10 protein-coding genes and 1 pseudogene are annotated in these 15,758 nt (G+C 65.8%); 2 read left to right on the forward strand and 9 right to left on the reverse strand.

Going from position 1 to position 15,758, the window contains the following annotated elements:
• Positions 1 to 6: 6 nt before the first annotated feature.
• From ACPWT1_RS03805 to ACPWT1_RS03815, 3 genes are read right to left on the reverse strand one after another with little or no spacing between them, the layout of a single operon-like run.
• Positions 7 to 1,530: an ammonium transporter gene (locus ACPWT1_RS03805; protein ID WP_427914088.1), complete on the reverse strand. Its 1,524-nt coding sequence runs from the start codon at positions 1,528 to 1,530 to the stop codon at positions 7 to 9.
• A gap of 31 nt (positions 1,531 to 1,561) precedes the next feature.
• Positions 1,562 to 1,900 carry a P-II family nitrogen regulator gene (gene glnK / locus ACPWT1_RS03810; protein ID WP_427914089.1) on the reverse strand — a complete coding sequence of 113 codons (339 nt, stop codon included), beginning with the start codon at positions 1,898 to 1,900 and terminating at the stop codon, positions 1,562 to 1,564.
• Between the two features lie 20 nt (positions 1,901 to 1,920).
• A complete protein-coding gene (locus ACPWT1_RS03815; protein WP_427914090.1) occupies positions 1,921 to 2,688 on the reverse strand; it encodes a TorF family putative porin in 768 nt (255 codons plus the stop codon).
• Positions 2,689 to 2,873: 185 nt separating this feature from the next.
• Between ACPWT1_RS03815 and ACPWT1_RS03820 the strand changes: the two are divergent.
• Positions 2,874 to 3,758: pseudogene (locus ACPWT1_RS03820) on the forward strand (YifB family Mg chelatase-like AAA ATPase); the annotation flags it as partial.
• A gap of 830 nt (positions 3,759 to 4,588) precedes the next feature.
• On the opposite strand, the gene ACPWT1_RS03825 reads toward ACPWT1_RS03820, so the two are convergent.
• From ACPWT1_RS03825 to ACPWT1_RS03850, 6 genes are all read right to left on the reverse strand, one after another.
• Positions 4,589 to 6,403: a hypothetical protein gene (locus tag ACPWT1_RS03825; protein ID WP_427914091.1), complete on the reverse strand. Its 1,815-nt coding sequence runs from the start codon at positions 6,401 to 6,403 to the stop codon at positions 4,589 to 4,591.
• A 1,157-nt stretch (positions 6,404 to 7,560) separates the two neighbouring features.
• The gene (locus ACPWT1_RS03830; protein WP_427914092.1) at positions 7,561 to 8,070 is read right to left on the reverse strand and encodes a hypothetical protein; all 510 of its coding nucleotides are present in this window, start codon (positions 8,068 to 8,070) and stop codon (positions 7,561 to 7,563) included.
• Between the two features lie 603 nt (positions 8,071 to 8,673).
• The gene (locus ACPWT1_RS03835; protein WP_427914093.1) at positions 8,674 to 9,873 is read right to left on the reverse strand and encodes a S53 family peptidase; all 1,200 of its coding nucleotides are present in this window, start codon (positions 9,871 to 9,873) and stop codon (positions 8,674 to 8,676) included.
• 697 nt (positions 9,874 to 10,570) lie between these two features.
• The gene (locus ACPWT1_RS03840; RefSeq protein WP_427914094.1) at positions 10,571 to 11,047 is read right to left on the reverse strand and encodes a DUF2314 domain-containing protein; all 477 of its coding nucleotides are present in this window, start codon (positions 11,045 to 11,047) and stop codon (positions 10,571 to 10,573) included.
• Positions 11,048 to 11,420: 373 nt separating this feature from the next.
• The gene (locus ACPWT1_RS03845) at positions 11,421 to 11,846 is read right to left on the reverse strand and encodes a PH domain-containing protein (protein WP_427914095.1); all 426 of its coding nucleotides are present in this window, start codon (positions 11,844 to 11,846) and stop codon (positions 11,421 to 11,423) included.
• Positions 11,847 to 12,070: 224 nt separating this feature from the next.
• Positions 12,071 to 12,844 (reverse strand): DUF1345 domain-containing protein, encoded by a 774-nt coding sequence (locus ACPWT1_RS03850; RefSeq protein ID WP_427914096.1) that lies wholly within the window; start codon positions 12,842 to 12,844, stop codon positions 12,071 to 12,073.
• 563 nt (positions 12,845 to 13,407) lie between these two features.
• Here ACPWT1_RS03850 and ACPWT1_RS03855 point away from each other — a divergent pair.
• A complete protein-coding gene (locus ACPWT1_RS03855) occupies positions 13,408 to 14,682 on the forward strand; it encodes a S53 family peptidase (protein WP_427914097.1) in 1,275 nt (424 codons plus the stop codon).
• Positions 14,683 to 15,758 lie beyond the last annotated feature (1,076 nt).

Genomic DNA, 15,758 nt, shown 5'->3' on the forward strand with positions numbered 1-15,758 from the left:
GCGGGTTCAGCGGCTGTACGCCGTCTCGCCGTGCGAGGTGATGTCCAGGCCCTCGCGCTCCTCTTCCTCGCTCACGCGCAGCCCGATCACCACGTCGACGACCTTGTAGGCGATGAAGGACACCACCGCCGAGACCACCACCGTCGTCAGCACGCCCTGGAACTGGATCCAGACCTGGCTGGCGATCGAGTAGTCGGCGCTGGCCTTGTTCGCCACGTAGTCGTAGATGCCGGTGCCGCCCAGCGCGGGGGAGGCGAACACGCCGGTCAGCAGCGCGCCCAGCATGCCGCCGACGCCGTGCACGCCGAAGACGTCGAGGGAGTCGTCGGCGCCTAGCAGGCGCTTGAGGCCGTTGACGCCCCACAGGCACACCAGGCCGGCCAGCAGGCCGATCACGAGCGAGCCCATCACGCCGACGAAGCCGGCGGCGGGCGTGATCGCCACCAGGCCGGCGACGGCACCGGAAGCAGCGCCCAGCATCGAGGCCTTGCCCTTGGACAGCGCCTCGCCGGCGATCCAGGACAGCGTGGCCGCGGCGGTGGCGAACAGCGTGTTGGCGAACGCGAGGGCGGCGGTGCCGTTGGCTTCCAGGTTGGAACCGGCGTTGAAGCCGAACCAGCCCACCCACAGCAGCGCGGCACCGACCATGGTCAGCGTCAGGCTGTGCGGCGCGAAGGCTTCCTTGCCGTAGCCGATGCGCTTGCCGAGCACGTAGGCGCCGACCAGGTCCGCCACGCCGGCGTTGATGTGCACCACGGTGCCGCCCGCGAAGTCAAGCGCGCCCTTGGCCCACAGCCAGCCCGCGGCGGCGGTGACCGTCTCGAGCGTCTTGGCGTCGGTGATCGCGTCCGGGCCGTCCCAGTACCAGACCATGTGCGCGATCGGCAGGTAGGCGAAGGTGAACCAGATCACCACGAACAGCAGCACCGCGGGGAAGCGGATGCGCTCGGCGAACGAGCCGACGATCAGCGCGCAGGTGATGGCCGCGAAGGTGGCCTGGAACGCCATGAAGGTCAGCTCCGGGATCACCACGCCCTTGCTGAAGGTGGCCGCCACCGAGTCGGGCGTGATGCCGGCCAGGAACAGCTTGCTGAACCCGCCGAAGAACGGGCTGCCGCCGGTGAACGCCACGCTGTAGCCGTAGATGGCCCACAGCACGAAGATGAGGCAGGCCACGACCATCACCTGCATCAGCACCGACAGCATGTTCTTGGCGCGCACCAGGCCGCCGTAGAAGAGGGCCAGGCCCGGCACGATCATCAGCAGCACGAGAAGCGTGCTCACCGTCATGAAGGCGGTGTCGCCCTTGTTGGGGACCGGCGTCGCGGCAGCCGGTGCCGGGGCCGCCATGGCCGTCGCGGCAGCCGGTGCTGCGGCGGCTGCAGGCGTTGCAGCCGCCGGCGTGGTGGAGGCGGCCGCGGGCGCGGCTGCTTCGGTGGTGGCGGGCGCCGACGGCGCCTGGGCCAGCACGGCCGCGGACCCGGTCAGCAGGCCCAGGCCGAGAGCCAGGGAGGCGAGAAGCTTTCTCATGGGAGTGTCTTTCTGCGGGTCAGGGGAATGGCTACAGGGCTTCCTTGCCGGTCTCGCCGGTGCGGATGCGCACGACCTGCTCGAGGTCGTAGACGAAGATCTTTCCGTCGCCGATCTTTCCGGTGCGGGCCGAGCCCTCGACGGCTTCGATGACGCGCTCGACCAGGTCCTCGGACACGGCCGCTTCGATCTTCACCTTGGGCAGGAAGTCGACGACGTACTCGGCGCCGCGATACAGCTCGGTGTGGCCCTTCTGGCGGCCGAAGCCCTTGACCTCGGTGACGGTGATGCCCTGCACGCCGATGCCGGAGAGCGCTTCGCGCACTTCGTCCAGCTTGAAGGGCTTGATGATGGCAGTGACGAGTTTCATGGCAGCTCCTTGAAGCAACTTCAGAAGTTCTTCTTGATGCCCAGCACCAGCGAGGTGCCGGCCAGGTTCTTGGTGCCCGTGCCGGGCAGCGTGTAGTCGAAGCCGAACTTGTGGGCCCAGTCGGTGGTGACGACCGCCGCGCTGGCGACCACGCCCGACCAGTCCTTGGCGAGCGTCAGCGATGCATCGTGGTAAGTGCCGAGGTTCTTGATCCGCTGGGCGCCCACGTGCGGCACCAGCGAGAAGCCGCTGCCCAGGTCGAACGTGGCGGACACGTCGAGGTAGCCGCTGCCCTTGCTGTTCGGGGTGCCGAACAGGTCGGTGGTGGCGTGCGAATACTTCACCGTGGTCGGCCCCGCGGTCAGCGCGCCATAGAGCTCGAACGTGTTCGCGTTGGTGCCGGTGATGTTCTTGTACGTGTTGCCCACGTACCAGTACTCGAGGCCGCCGACGTCGTACGAGAACGTGTCGTTGATGGCGCCCTTGTAGCCGCCGTAGACGTCCAGTTCGACCGGGCCCTTCGCATCGGCCACACCATTGGACGAGTCCTTGATCCAGCGGATGGTGGATGCCCAGGTGCCCAGGTAGAAGCCACTCTTGTGGGCGAAGTCGATGCCGCCCTGCAGCGCCGGCTTGCGGGCCGACTGCGAGATGCCGCGATAGCGGTACTCGGTGACGCCGCCGATGTTGTACGAGAGCGTGTAGTCCGGCTCGGGCGCCTTCGCCTGGGCCAGCACGGCGCCGGACAGGACGAGGGTGGACAGCAGCACGGTGGCCTTCAGCTTCATGGGGGTCTTCTCCGTCTTTCGTGAATGAATGTGAGTCCCGGACCCCTTTAAGCACGACCCATGCCATCCATCACCGCACGGTTCAGCACCCCTGCGCTCGCGCGTGCCGCACCGGCCCGGTGCGACGCGGAGCGCAAACCGTGCGGCCCGCGGCGCGGCGCACTCAATGGGGGAAAGGGGACACCATGAGCCTGTCTTTGGTGCGGAGCCGCGCGCTGGTCGGCCTGGCCGCAGAACGCGTGACGGTGGAGGTGCACCTCGCCAACGGGCTGCCGAGCTTCACGCTGGTCGGCCTCGCGGAGACGGAGGTCAAGGAGGCACGCGAGCGCGTGCGCGCGGCGCTTCTCACCTGCGGCCTCGACTTCCCGCACGACCGCCGCATCACCGTCAATCTCGCGCCGGCCGACCTGCCCAAGGACTCCGGCCGCTTCGACCTGCCGATCGCGCTGGGCATCCTCGCGGCCAGCGGGCAACTGGACCCCGAGCGCCTGGCCCGCTACGAATTCGCCGGCGAGCTGTCCCTCACGGGCGAGCTGCGGCCGGTGCGCGGCGCACTGGCCATGAGCCTCGCGCTCCAGGCAGCAGGTGACGGCGGCGAGCTCGTGCTGCCGCCGGGCAGCGCCGACGAGGCCGCGCTCGTGCCCGGCGCCGTGGTCTGGCGGGCACGGCACCTGATGGACGTGGTGGCACGACTGCAGCCGCGTGACGTCACGCCCGCGGCCGCTGATGGCTGGCAGCGCCTGCAGCCCGTCGCACCGGCCGTGCAGGCCGAGGTCGACGACCTGCGTGACGTGAAAGGACAGGCCGCGGCCAAGCGGGCGCTCGAGATCGCGGCGGCAGGCGGCCATGCCGTGCTGCTCGTCGGCCCGCCGGGGGCGGGCAAGTCGATGCTGGCGCGGCGCTTCGCCGGCCTGCTGCCGCCGATGGGCGTGCAGGAAGCGCTGGAAAGCGCGGCGGTCGCGAGCCTCGCGGGGCGCTTCGACCTGGCGCGCTGGGCCGTGCGGCCCACCTGCAGCCCGCACCATTCGGCCAGCGCCGTCGCCCTGGTCGGCGGAGGCTCGCCGCCCCGCCTGGAGCTCAGCGTAGTGGATGATAAATTTTGCGAAGTGCGAGATCAGGTTGGCCCAAGTCGATGGCAAGTTGCCAACGCGCCCAGGCGAACATCAGCGGGCCACCCCCGCCTTTCGAGCTCCAACTGGCAACCGTTGTGGGCGCCAGAGCTCTGGAAGCTGGCCGCGCGCCGGCGTCAACCGCGGGGATTGTGCTGAGCGTGAACGTGAGGCGTGCGGTTCCAGCTGGGAACCCAGTCCGTCGCGCTCAATACGACCTCGGTCGTTCTGCCCGAGGGGTCATCAGTTCGCGGGCGACGAAGCCGTCCAGGAGGCGGCGTTCACCGAAGCTCTTTCAGAGCTTGACGAGCGCTGGCAGCTCGCCGTATCCGTTCTTCCGGCTCTGAGTGATCTGCGGAGCCGGCTAGAAAAGACGAGTCACCGTCTTGGGTTCGCCTTCGTGCAAACGTTGCTCGACACTCGAAGCTTCGAACAAGCTCAAAGGCTCGCCGAGCACATGGAACAGGCTTTTTTGGAGCGCCATTTCGGAACGAACCCTAAGGTTGTCGCGTATGTACGGTTGCTGATTTCGATGGGTGGAGGAAAGACTGAGGGCGCAGTTCGACGCGCGCGGGCCGCGGCCGGCTGCCATCGGCCGTGTCATCAATGAAGTAGGCGCTGCACCTTGAGGGTGGCAGCGCCTAGGGAGCTTGCCCGGCGAGCCGTGCCGCCGGGCTACGTGCGTCAGTTGTACTCGTACACCGCCGACTTCAAGCTGCTGTCCGTCATCCGGTAGTTGAACTTCAGGGACCGGGTGGTTGTCGACGTGAATGCCGGCACGGTCGTATTGCTCAGGGTGATCGAGGTCGCTCCCGGCGGGATGGGGAGGCTCGGCCCAAAGCTGCCGGCGTTGTCAACCACCGCGGCGACGTTGTTCTGCTGCTGCGCCGCCGGGTTCTGCACCCAGTCCAGATGCAATGCGGTCTGCTGGCCGGCGTAAGGGCCGTTCGGGTCGAGGGCGGCCAGGGACTGCGGTCCAGCGAGTTCCACGGCAGGTTGACTAAGCTTGTGGCCGGAACCAAGTCACTGAGCAACGTCTTCGTCACCGTGTACAGCGGCGTCGTGGTGTTGGCGCCGTAGAACAGCTCCGCCGTGTATCGGGCGCCCTTGACGAATTTAGTGACGTCGAACGCATCGGCAGGCTGCGCCCACAGCATGTTGTTCGGGTTCCCCGCCAAGGTTGTGGCGTCGGTGCCGCTCACGCCCCTCGTATGCTGGATCCAGACCAATGGGCAATTGAACGTCGTACCGCCGTTGCCGCACAGGCTGCCCGTCGACAGGCTGCCCGTCTTGTTGTACAGGTCCATCGAGGCCTGGGCCGTGGCACCTGGCGCCGACGGCATCTTGAACACCAGGCCGCCGCTCGGAAGGCCAGGCCCCGTGACGCGGGCGAAGGTCAGAATGTTGCTGGTGGCGGGGTCCACGCTTCCCGGACCTTTGCCATTGACGTTGACCAAGAACCCCATCTGGAACGTGCTGGGACGCGCTGTATTCGCCGTGTTCATCTGCTCGAAGCGACGCGTGATCAACTGCACGCTGAGGTCGACAGGTTGCTGGTTGCCGACCAGCCACCATTCGGTCGGGCGCGCAGCGGTCGATGCGCCAGGGATCTTCTCCGCAACCGTGATCACGTTGCCCGGATTGCCAGACGCGTCGACGTAGCGGATGTTCAGGACAGCGCGGTCGTAGGCGTCCGGTGCGGGCGCGACCGCGGTGGCCGACTTCGGATAGAAGGCCATGATCTCCGGCACGCTAAAGGTCGCGCCGGTCATCTGGTCGTTGGTGAGGATGCCGTAGAACTGCTGGCCGGCCGAGTAGCCGTTGTGCAGGTAGTTGATGCCCGCGGCGTTGGTTGAGTCGGCCACAAAGTCCTGGCAGGCCGCGCCAACCTGGTCCACCTCAGGGCCGCCGTCGCTCTGCACGCGGGTCGCGATGTGCAGCGCGCGCTGCGCCGTGGGCAGGGCGAAGCACTCGGTGAACTTCGCAGCGGCGATCTGCGTGGCCTGCGACAGCGACGAGACCGACGGGTCCGGCGCCGAGACAGCGGTGCCTGCTGTGGTCGCGGTGGCGAGCGCGATGGGCGTCGGATTGTCGATGGTGGTCAGTGCGAGCTTGCCGCTGCCTGGATCGGTAACCACCTTGACAACGTCCAGCACCTGGTCGGCCGTGTTGCCCGTGCCCGCGGCTGTGGCGGCGGTGATCGACGTGGCGAACGGATCGTAGTTGGCCGGCGCATTGATGCTTGAGAGCACCGACGCGAGCTGCGCCACGACGTTGGCCGTGACTGCCTTCAATGCGGTCACATCCACGGTCTTGGCGTTGACGACGCTCATGGCATTGCCGTCGCCGGCAAGTTGCGCAACGATCGCGGTGGTCAGGGGCGTGGCGTTGACGGTCAGCGCGGCGCCCGCGGCGGGCGTCGAGGTCGCGATGCTCACCAGGGCCGGCGTGTTGCCGGTGGGGTCGGTCACGACGATGAAGAAGGGCGCTGCCGAACCAGACTTGAGCGTGCAGGAATAGCTTCCCAGGGCGCTCGTAGTGATAGTCGCCTCGGCACAGGGTGAATTGCCGCTGCTGTCGGTGATAGAAACGCGTGCATTGGGCACTGCGGCACCGGTGGCGGCGACCCCAACCAGCGTGGCAGCCGCCGGCGCGGGCGCGGGCCCAGGAGCGGGCGCGCTAGCCGGTGCATCCGCGACGGTAGTGCCTCCTCCGCCTCCTCCGCCACACGCGGCAAGCACCGCGGCGCTCGCAACGAGCACATTGATCCACGCAATTCGACGATCAGCCATAGAAAAAGAACTCCTCAGCAAGTGCAACCGAGCGTAACTAGGCCTTTGATTGACAGTGATCGTCCGGATGGCTTAGTCCAATTGGGTTACAGCGATATGAAAAGACCTGCCGGCGCTCGCCGCCGTTTTGACAGGCGCCGCGTTGCCACCTGCGAGAAGGAACGTCTCCGATTTGGCAATACGCTCAGGCACGAAGTCGCACGGCGAGAAGCTCGTGGGCCGCAGGCTTGTCGCGGCGCCGCGCGGGCTCTCCGCAAACCCAAAATACCTGGCGGCTCACGGCTCGCCTCGAGTAGTTGCCGAACTAAAGGACCACGACTGGTCATTCTTGGCGTCGAAGCGAACGCGCTACTTTCTGCCGAACGCTGTGTGTGCCAACTTTCTCAAGGCGCGTACGGTGCTTCCAGCCCTGCCGCCGCGTAGACGCCGGGGAAATGAACATGTGGCTTGTTTATCGGACTGCCACCTTTCCCCGCATGCCGCGCACATGCGGACTTCCTGGTTGCACCCATAGTATTGGCCCCCTCTGCCTAGGCGCGGCGGAGCGTTCAGTTAGGGACGTGCGCTTGACCGCTGGAGAGGCCAGGGATCCGTACTCTTGGCCCAGACCAGGCTCGCGGCCCATGGCTCACCTCTCGCCGCCTCAAATTGCGCGGCAGGTTATTTCAAGAGCATCTCGACGAGTTCACCGCTCTCTCGCTTGAGGAACATGCGGGACCGGCCACGTAGATGCACATAGGGCCCCAGCTCTTCGCGGGCAACATCTTTCCACGTCTGTTTGACCTGGTGAACGGCAGGGCACGCCAGTGCGCGGCAATCGCGGTCCCAACTTGCCTTCGCCTCAAGTTCATCGCGTGTTGGGAGCGGATTGAGAAGTCTCACTGCGGGACTATGGGCATTTGTCGCCCACTTGAGCTCGTCGCCGGTTTCTGCATTCAGACCGACAAGCAAACCCGGCAGGCAGTGTGCACTCACGCCTGTTCGCGTGGGGGTAAAGGGGTAGCGTTGGGCGCGGACGACTGCGCAGCCCGATCAATGCGAGATTTCAGAATGGCCTGCTCGCGCGCCGCATACAGCTGCCAGCCGAAGCCCTCCAACGCGCTGCGCAGCTCGTACGTGAACTTCTGGAATGGGACGTGGTGCAGCGGCGCCTGGCCCTTGTCGCGCAGGTCGTAATCGGTGGTGGCGAGAAGCTTCTGCAGTGCCTCAAATTGTGCCGGATGCTTCTGCTGCAGGGGCCAGTAATCTGGCCGGTGTTCGCGCGCCTCCGCAAGCACCTGCGCCAGCGCGCGCGCAGTCTGCTGCTCTACCACTGCGCTTGGCGCAGCCGGCAGGAGTTGATTCAGTCGCATGGTTTCCAGCAACTCGTACATAGCCAGCAGGTATTCTTGGGCGTTGCCTCGCTTCTTCGCGTCGCCGTACGCATGGATGAGACGGTGCAGGGCTTCGTGCCCTGCCATAGCTAGGATGTGGTCGATCATGGAAAGCTCCTCCGCCGAAGAGGATAGAGGATGACCGGCGCCAATTCCGATCCGGCGGGAGCGTTCAGCAGGGAAAGTTTTTCCTGTGGCAGCACTGCCGCTGTTTGAGCAGCTGCCAGGCGTCGCGCACCAGCCCGCTTGCCAACGCCTAGAGCTGCGCACAGGTGGCCGCGACCTGATTAAGTACAGGTTGTCGCGCCGGTTGCGGTACTGACGTCGTCCGCTTCTGGCCGGAAGCAGTCATCTATGCAGGTCCGGCAGTGTTGGATGTCAATTGCGGGACTCGGGCAACACCCGCCAAATGATCGCGACGAGCTGTGGCTGCTTGCGATCTTTGTTGGCACAGCGGTCATTGGGATGATCCTGCGGCGCTGGCAATCACTTCGCCGACTATCGAAGATAGGCATTGGCGCCGGGCGGAGCGCGTTGCTCCTCACCCACTCGGCGCACTTCTAAAGCGCGAACCGCGCGCGAGCAACGGCCACACGGTTTCTTAACTCCGGTGGCCGTCCTCGGTGAGCCCCGCGTCAGTGCGGCTTCACGTTTGCGCCGCGGCTCGGCGTGCCCACCGGCCTGGCGACGATACTGGCGGGCTCGTCGCTGTCACCCGCCGCGACGTACCGCATTAGCAGTTCGGCCAAGCTTCCGGGCGAGGGCGAACCGAGGCCCGTGGTCGCATCCCAGCCGGGCCCGGCGGTGTAGCCGGTGACATCGATCGGGATGTCGGCCGCGTCGAACTCGACGGCCGAGTTGTTGCCCAAAGCGATGTCGTGGAACAGGCTGTTGTACAGCGCCGGCATACGGCCGATCTGGTACAGGCCGGCGTTGAGGAAGCCCAGCGGACGGCCGGCGCGCTCGTTGGCGATGGCCACCACCGCGGCCCATTGCGGCGCACCGGCGCTCGTGCCGCCGAAGCGGTACCAGCCGCCAGGCAGGACCGGGGATGTCCAGCCGGACCAGCACGCCGTGCAGCACCGCCGCGTTGTAAGCGACGTCGGGCACTGCGCGCTGCTTGAGGCCGCGGATCGACGCCTTCTGGTATTTCGGTGCGTCGAACACCGAGCTGTATCCGCCGCCCGTGGCGCCGGTCGCGGCGAACACCTCGCCGAAGTCGCCGTACTTGGGCCCTTCGTTCCACACGATCTCCGACTGCCACGTGCCCGGCGCCGGATTGGTGGCCGGGTCACAGCCGAGCGATGACAAGCAGAATGCGGCGGCGCGCAGTTCGGTGCCGCCGACCGCGGTGACGAGTGGGTCGTTCGCGGGGGAGGACACGGCCTTCTCCCAGCTGTTGCCGTCGCAGCTAGGCAGCGCGGCGCCCTGGTCGGCCGAGGAGGCCAGCAGCGTCATGTGCTTGCGGGTCGCCTGCGCGAAGACCTGGTGGTACGCGCGGTGCGTGGCCGCATCGACGCAGTTCTCGTTGGCACCGAAGCTCATGGAGATTACGTTGCCCAGGTTGTTATCGACCGCGTAGCGGATCGCGCTGAGCATGTCCGAGTCGGCGCTGGTCTTGGCGAGCACAAGGACGATCTTCGCGCCGGGCGCCATCGCGTGCGCCCATTCCACGTCCAGACTGATCTCCTCCGCCCAGCCGACCATCACTGGGTCGGCCGGGTCGAACGGCGTGAGCCCGTCGGGCGCCACCTGCGACAGCTGCACGGCCGGCAGGCCGTAGTAGCTGTCAAAGCTGTCCATTTGCGCGTGCAGGTTGGGATGCTGGAATGCATCGACGATCACGATGGTCTGGCCAGCTCCGTCATAGCCGCGTTCGATGAAGCCGTCCAGCTCGTAGGCCTTGCGCATCTGATACGGGTCGTAGCAGGAGCCCCGCGATAGGCCGACCTGGCAGGCGCGCAGCCCATACGCGGTCCCTGCGGTCGCACCAGCCACGCTGGCCAGCTCTTCCTGGGGCCCGAGGCGCAGTAACGGCCTCATGGTCGCCCCAGGCTCCCCGGCCGAGGCATGTTGGGACCACGCGAAGGCGAGTAAGACGGCAAACGGAATCAGCTGCCGCAAGCGGCGCAAGTACGTCATCGATGTCTCCCGGTGTGTGGTGCCGCGAATGGACGGCTTCTGGCACCGGCAGGGCGCGCGGTGCTGAGCCTCACGTTACAGCTGAGGCAGCTCCAACGTTCATCGGGTTTCTACGTGCCTCAGCTATTCGGCGGCACGGTTGTGCTGGATGTTCGCGTGGCAATCGCGCGATTGCTGGGAAGCCGAACAAGGCCGAGACACGTCTTGATGAAGCGGACGACGTTCACCGGCGATGAGGATTCGTTCGCTACGATTGTTCGAAGCCACCTTGGTAGCTGGTAGTTGTGAATGCGCCGGAAGATGGAGCCCCTTCAGTTTGCTGGCGCGCAGCCACGCGGCGACGAAACTCGCAGCCTGCGGTTAGCTGAAGTCCGCTCGTGGCCGGAAGCAGCCCTCCGGCCCACGCCCCCCCGCGCTTATAGGTGCTCGATCGGCACGTCTGATGCGCAGGCAATCGTCCCCGCACTCATGTGCATTGCCCATGCGCTTCGGCGCGCACGAAGCGGGTGAGCGCGCCCTCGCGAACTGCGATAGCTATGTCCTCGGCAGAGTAGATTTTGACCACGTTGTTCATGGTGAACCGCACCACATCGCCCAGCTTTAGGGCGGTGATGAAATGAGGCTCATTAGCTAGTCGACCGACGTAGCCTTCGGCATCCCGCCGCACGATCCTCACCCACATCCGCTCGTCGACAGGACAAATCCAGCCTTGATGGAAGACGAGCCTCACGGTCTGTCCAGGCTGGAGATTCGCTCGCTGTTCTGCTGGTGAGATCCAGAACGTGTCAGGTGCGTGGCGATGCATCTCCTCTACGTCCCGAAGGCCGTAGGCACAAAGAGAAAGTTCGCCGAGAGAGAGTTTCGTCTTGCCACGGGCCTGAATGTGGATCTGGGCTTGAGCGGTTTGGGGTTTGACTTGGGTTTGCGCTTTTGTGGTGGTCACGAGATGGTCCTTTGATATGGCAGCAGATATCTGCTATCCCGCTATAGCAAGAGGAAGTACGGCATCTCGCCCACGCGACGCGACGGTATACTGAAATGGCAGGGTGAACCGTCCTAGCGCGGTGCACGCCTAGAGGAACCAGGAGCGAATAAACGGCTCGGCTGGGTGCAGTGTGCGGCGGAAACGAGGTAGGGGACCGGCGAAGAGCGGCGCCACCGAAAAAGGGCGGCGCCACCGCGGAGCCATCAGGTCGTGGCCTTTCCGTTGCCGAAGCACCAACATGACTGCTCTTGGCCGGAAGCTGCCGTTCCGGGTACGCGATCATCAGTTCCTCGGATGAGCGCGGCGACGGCCATGAAATCCCTGCCGGGGTTCAGGGATGCCCAGAGGAGAAGGAAATCGGCCGAATCGTGTCCCCGGCTGCGAGGCTCACGACATCGCGGGCCAGCACCGTTTCCATGAGGATTTCCAGGATCCCGCACTCGGTCGGCCGCCCATCGCGACGCCGGACGCTGGCCGTCGTCTTCACCATTTCGCCCAGGCGGGCGCACGGTCGATCGAACTGCGGCCGCGGACCAGAGTCACTCGAGTTCGCTCGCGCGCAACCGCTTCTGGTCTCGCCGCGCCTCCACGGCGTTACGCAGGGGCTCTCCAGCACGCGCTCGGCATCGGCAAGTCCCTTCAGCATCACGACAGGCGTCGAGCTGTCCGTCGAGAAGATGGTCACATCACCGATGCCGACCATCCGGTCCAGGAATGTCTGCGAGAGGACAATTCTAGGCAGGCGCCGGGGCCGCACCAACCCCGTTCAGAACGCCCTGCGACGTGACGGGAGTGACGCTCCAGAGAAACGAGTCTTTCCGCGTCGCAGGCCCACTGCTCACTCGCGCTCACGCTATCCCCGTGCACACGGGGCGATTGCCTCAGGGAGGTCCTGCTCTCGTTTGCGAAGTCTTAAATGCAGCTCTGCAGCGACAACTCGCGGCTTGCGACCCGGATAGGCCTCCTGCGGCTCGGCCGGCTCTAGAACAACGCGCCCGCGAGCACGTTGATGGACAGGGCCAGCACGCTCGCGTTGAAGAAGAACGAGATGATGCAGTGCAAGGTGCCGATCGGACGCAAGGCGGATCCGTTAAAGGCGACGTCTGCGGTCTGTCCTGAAGTTCCGATGATGGCCGCGAAGTAAAAGAAATCCGCGTACATCGGATCCCGGGTACCGGGAAACTGGAGCGGGTCGGGACGTTCGTGGATGCGCTCGAGGTAGAAGTCGTGCGCATAGTGCAGCGCGAAGACTGCCTGCGTGAAGAGCCACGCAGTCAGCATCGTCAGGCCGGATAGTGCAAGGTGCGACGCACGAGCGAACCCGTGCATGTCCTTGGCCAGTGCCAACTGGGTCGCCACGGCGAACAGCACGGCTCCCACGCCGGTGATGACCGTGACCAAGATGAACTTGCGACCGGGCGAGAACTTGATCGCCCGCTTCTGGATGTCCGCCGCAGTGGTCTGGCGCGCGTCCAACCAGGTGAGCGCGAGGTATGAAACCGCGGCGAGGTTCCAGGCAAGCAAGCTAGCCGCAGCGCTTGAGAGTGGCAGGGCCGAGTGCGCCGAATAGAAGACGACAAGTCCGAAGATCACGCAGGCGAGCATCTTCGGACGTGCCCTCATCGCAGGCCACAGCTTGGCCTTGGGCGACGGCGGTGTGGACGCTGCGGGCTGGTGCATCGACCTGCCAGCATGCCCATGCTCGTGAGCGAGCAGCGTGCCGTTTTCGAGTGGGTCTGTGTAGGCTGGGTTCACTGCGCTGCTGATTCGAAGCTGACCTGGATGATGGGTCTGCCGCCAGCTTGGAACTGGTCCGGAACGCCGCGCCTGCTCAGTCCTCGGTACTGGTGAGCTCACATTGCGTCGCATCGTGGCGCCCTTCACAACACGGGTAGCGGCCTCTTCCGGCTTCCCGGAATCGCCCGATTGCTACCCCACACCCAGCACAACCGTGCCGCCGAATAGCTGGGGCACGTAGAAACCCGGTGAACATGAAACTGCCTCAGCTGTAACGTGAGGCTCAGCACCGCGCGCCCTGCCGGTGCCAGAAGCCGTCCATTCGCGGCACCACACACCGGGAGACATCGATGACGTTCTTAGGCCGCTTGCGGCAGCTGATTCCTTTTGCCCTCTCACTCGCCTTCGCCTGGTCCCCGCATGCCTCGGCCGGGCAGCCCGGGTCGGCCATGAAGCCGCTACTGAGGCTGGGGCCCCAGGAAGCGCTGGTCAGCGTGGCTGGCGCGTCCGCAGGACCTGCGTATGGGCTGCGAGCGTGCCAGGTCGGCCTGTCGCGGGGCTCCTGCTACGACCCGTACCAGATGCGCAAGGCCTACCAGCTGGACGGCTTCATCGCACGTGGCTACGACGGCGCTGGCCAGACCATCGTGATCGTCGATGCGTTCCAGCATCCCAACCTGCAGGCGCAGATGAACAACTTTGACAGCTACTACGGCCTGCCGCCCGTGCAGCTGTCGCAGGTGGCGCCCGACGGGCTTACGCCTTTCGATCCGGCCGACCCAGTGATGGTCGGCTGGGCGGAGGAGATCAGTCTGGACGTGGAATGGGCGCACGCGATGGCGCCCGGCGCGAAGATCGTCCTCGTGCTCGCGAAGACCAGCGCCGACTCGGACATTCTCAGCGCGATCCGCTACGCGGTCGACAACAACCTGGGCAATGTCATCTCCATGAGCTTCGGGGCGAACGAGAACTGCGTTGATGCCGCCACCCACCGCGCGTACCACCATGTCTTCGCGCAGGCGACCCGCCAGAACATGACGCTGCTGGCCTCCTCGGCCGACCAGGGCGCGGCGCTGCCCAGCTGCGACGGCAGCAGCTGGGAGAAGGCAGTGTCCTCACCCGCGAACGACCCGCTGGTCACCGCGGTCGGAGGCACCGAACTGCGCGCCGCTGGCTTCTGTTTGCCAGCGCTCGGCTGCGACCCGGCGACGAACCCGGCGCCGGGCACGTGGCAGTCAGAGATCGTCTGGAACGAAGGCCCAAAGTACGGTGACTTCGGCAATGTGTTCGCCGCGACCGGCGCCACGGGTGGCGGATACAGCTCGGTGTTCGACGCACCGAAGTACCAAAAGGCGTCGATGCGCGGCCTCAAGCAGCGCGCGGTGCCGGACGTCGCGTACAACGCGGCGGTGCTGCACGGCGTGCTGGTGCGGCTAGACATTCCCGGCCTGCCTGGCGGCTGGTACCGCTTCGGCGGCACAAGCGCCGGTGCGCCGCAATGGGCCGCGTTGGTCGCCATCGCCAACGAGCGCGCCGGCCGTCCGCTGGGTTTCCTCAACGCCGGCCTGTACGAGATCGGCCGTATGCCGGCGCTGTACAGCGGCCTGTTCCACGATATCGCTTTGGGCAACAACTCGGCCGTCGAATTCGACGCCGCCGGCAACCCGATCGATGTCACGGGCTACACCGCCGGCCCCGGCTGGGATGCGACCACGGGCCTCGGCTCGCCGTCGCCCGGAAGTTTGGCCGAACTGCTAATGCAGTACGTCGCGGCGGGCGACAGCGACGAGCCCGCCAGTATCGTCGCCAAGCCAGTAGGCACGTCGAACCGCGGCGCAAACGTGAAGCCGCACTGACGCGGTGCTCACCGAGGACGGCCACCGGAGTAGGCATCCGGAGGCCGTTGCTCTGCGCGTGGCTCGCGCTTCAGAAGCGTCGAGTGGGAGCACCGCTCAGGCCGACGCCGATGCTTATCTTCGATGAGCCACGGAATTCAGGGAATCCGAGGGTGGCGCAATCGTGATATGTCTGTACGCTTGCGAAGGCCGCGCGAGAGCGATCCTCTTGCGGCGGCTTGTTCAGCCCGGGCCATGCGCCCGGGCGTCCTTTTTTTGTTGGCCCGCTGCTGGCGTCCAATTTGGCGATTCCGCTTTAACCCAGCTGCAGCAGTGACTCGGTGGCACAAACGCAAGTTCGCACGAGCTGCAGCTGCGGGTCCTTGCGCCCCAAGCAAGCTGGTGGATGGCCTCGCATGAACGTCGCAGAGCTGGTTCAAAGTTATGGTTACCTGGCGGTCGCACTCGGGAGCTTCCTGGAACGCGAGTCGGGGTTGGCGGCGCGGCGGCGCATCGCGGGTGACTGCCCGTGGTTGTCGGCATTGCCACGCTGGGAGGGTTCCTAGGTGACCAGCCTGTACTTCCACTTGGGCGGGCGCTATGAATGGATCTTTGTCGTTTGGATCGCATTCGGAGCATCTGCCGGCGATGCGAGCGCAGCACGCGTGTGCGACATGTCGCACCAGTCTTGAACGGAGACGACCGCACGCCGTACTGCCTCGTCGCGCAGTGCACCTAGGCGTGATCTTGGCATGCGCCAATTGGCTCCGTTCTCTGTCACGCCAGCAGGCAACGCCTCTGGGACGGGAACGTCGGAGTCGGAAAATCCCGCAAGGCGCACCAGCGACTGGACCAACGTGCGGAGCTCCTCGGGCGACCGTGTTTCACGCGGCCGTGCGCTAGGAGATGGATCCGACGAGGAGCGCTGACTCACCACGCTCCGATTCTAGTTTACGTGGCGTTACATTCCTCGGACTCGGCGGGACTGCGGCGACCGCGGGCACACGGGACATTCGCACAATCCCCGGTGCTGGAAGACGGTGCTCAGAGCTACTTGCGCCGGCCCGGGCGCGCACCTACGACGCCGGCGCATACCT

The sequence above is a fragment of the Ramlibacter sp. MMS24-I3-19 genome (assembly GCF_050320135.1).
In the GTDB taxonomy this organism is placed as follows: domain Bacteria; phylum Pseudomonadota; class Gammaproteobacteria; order Burkholderiales; family Burkholderiaceae_C; genus Ramlibacter.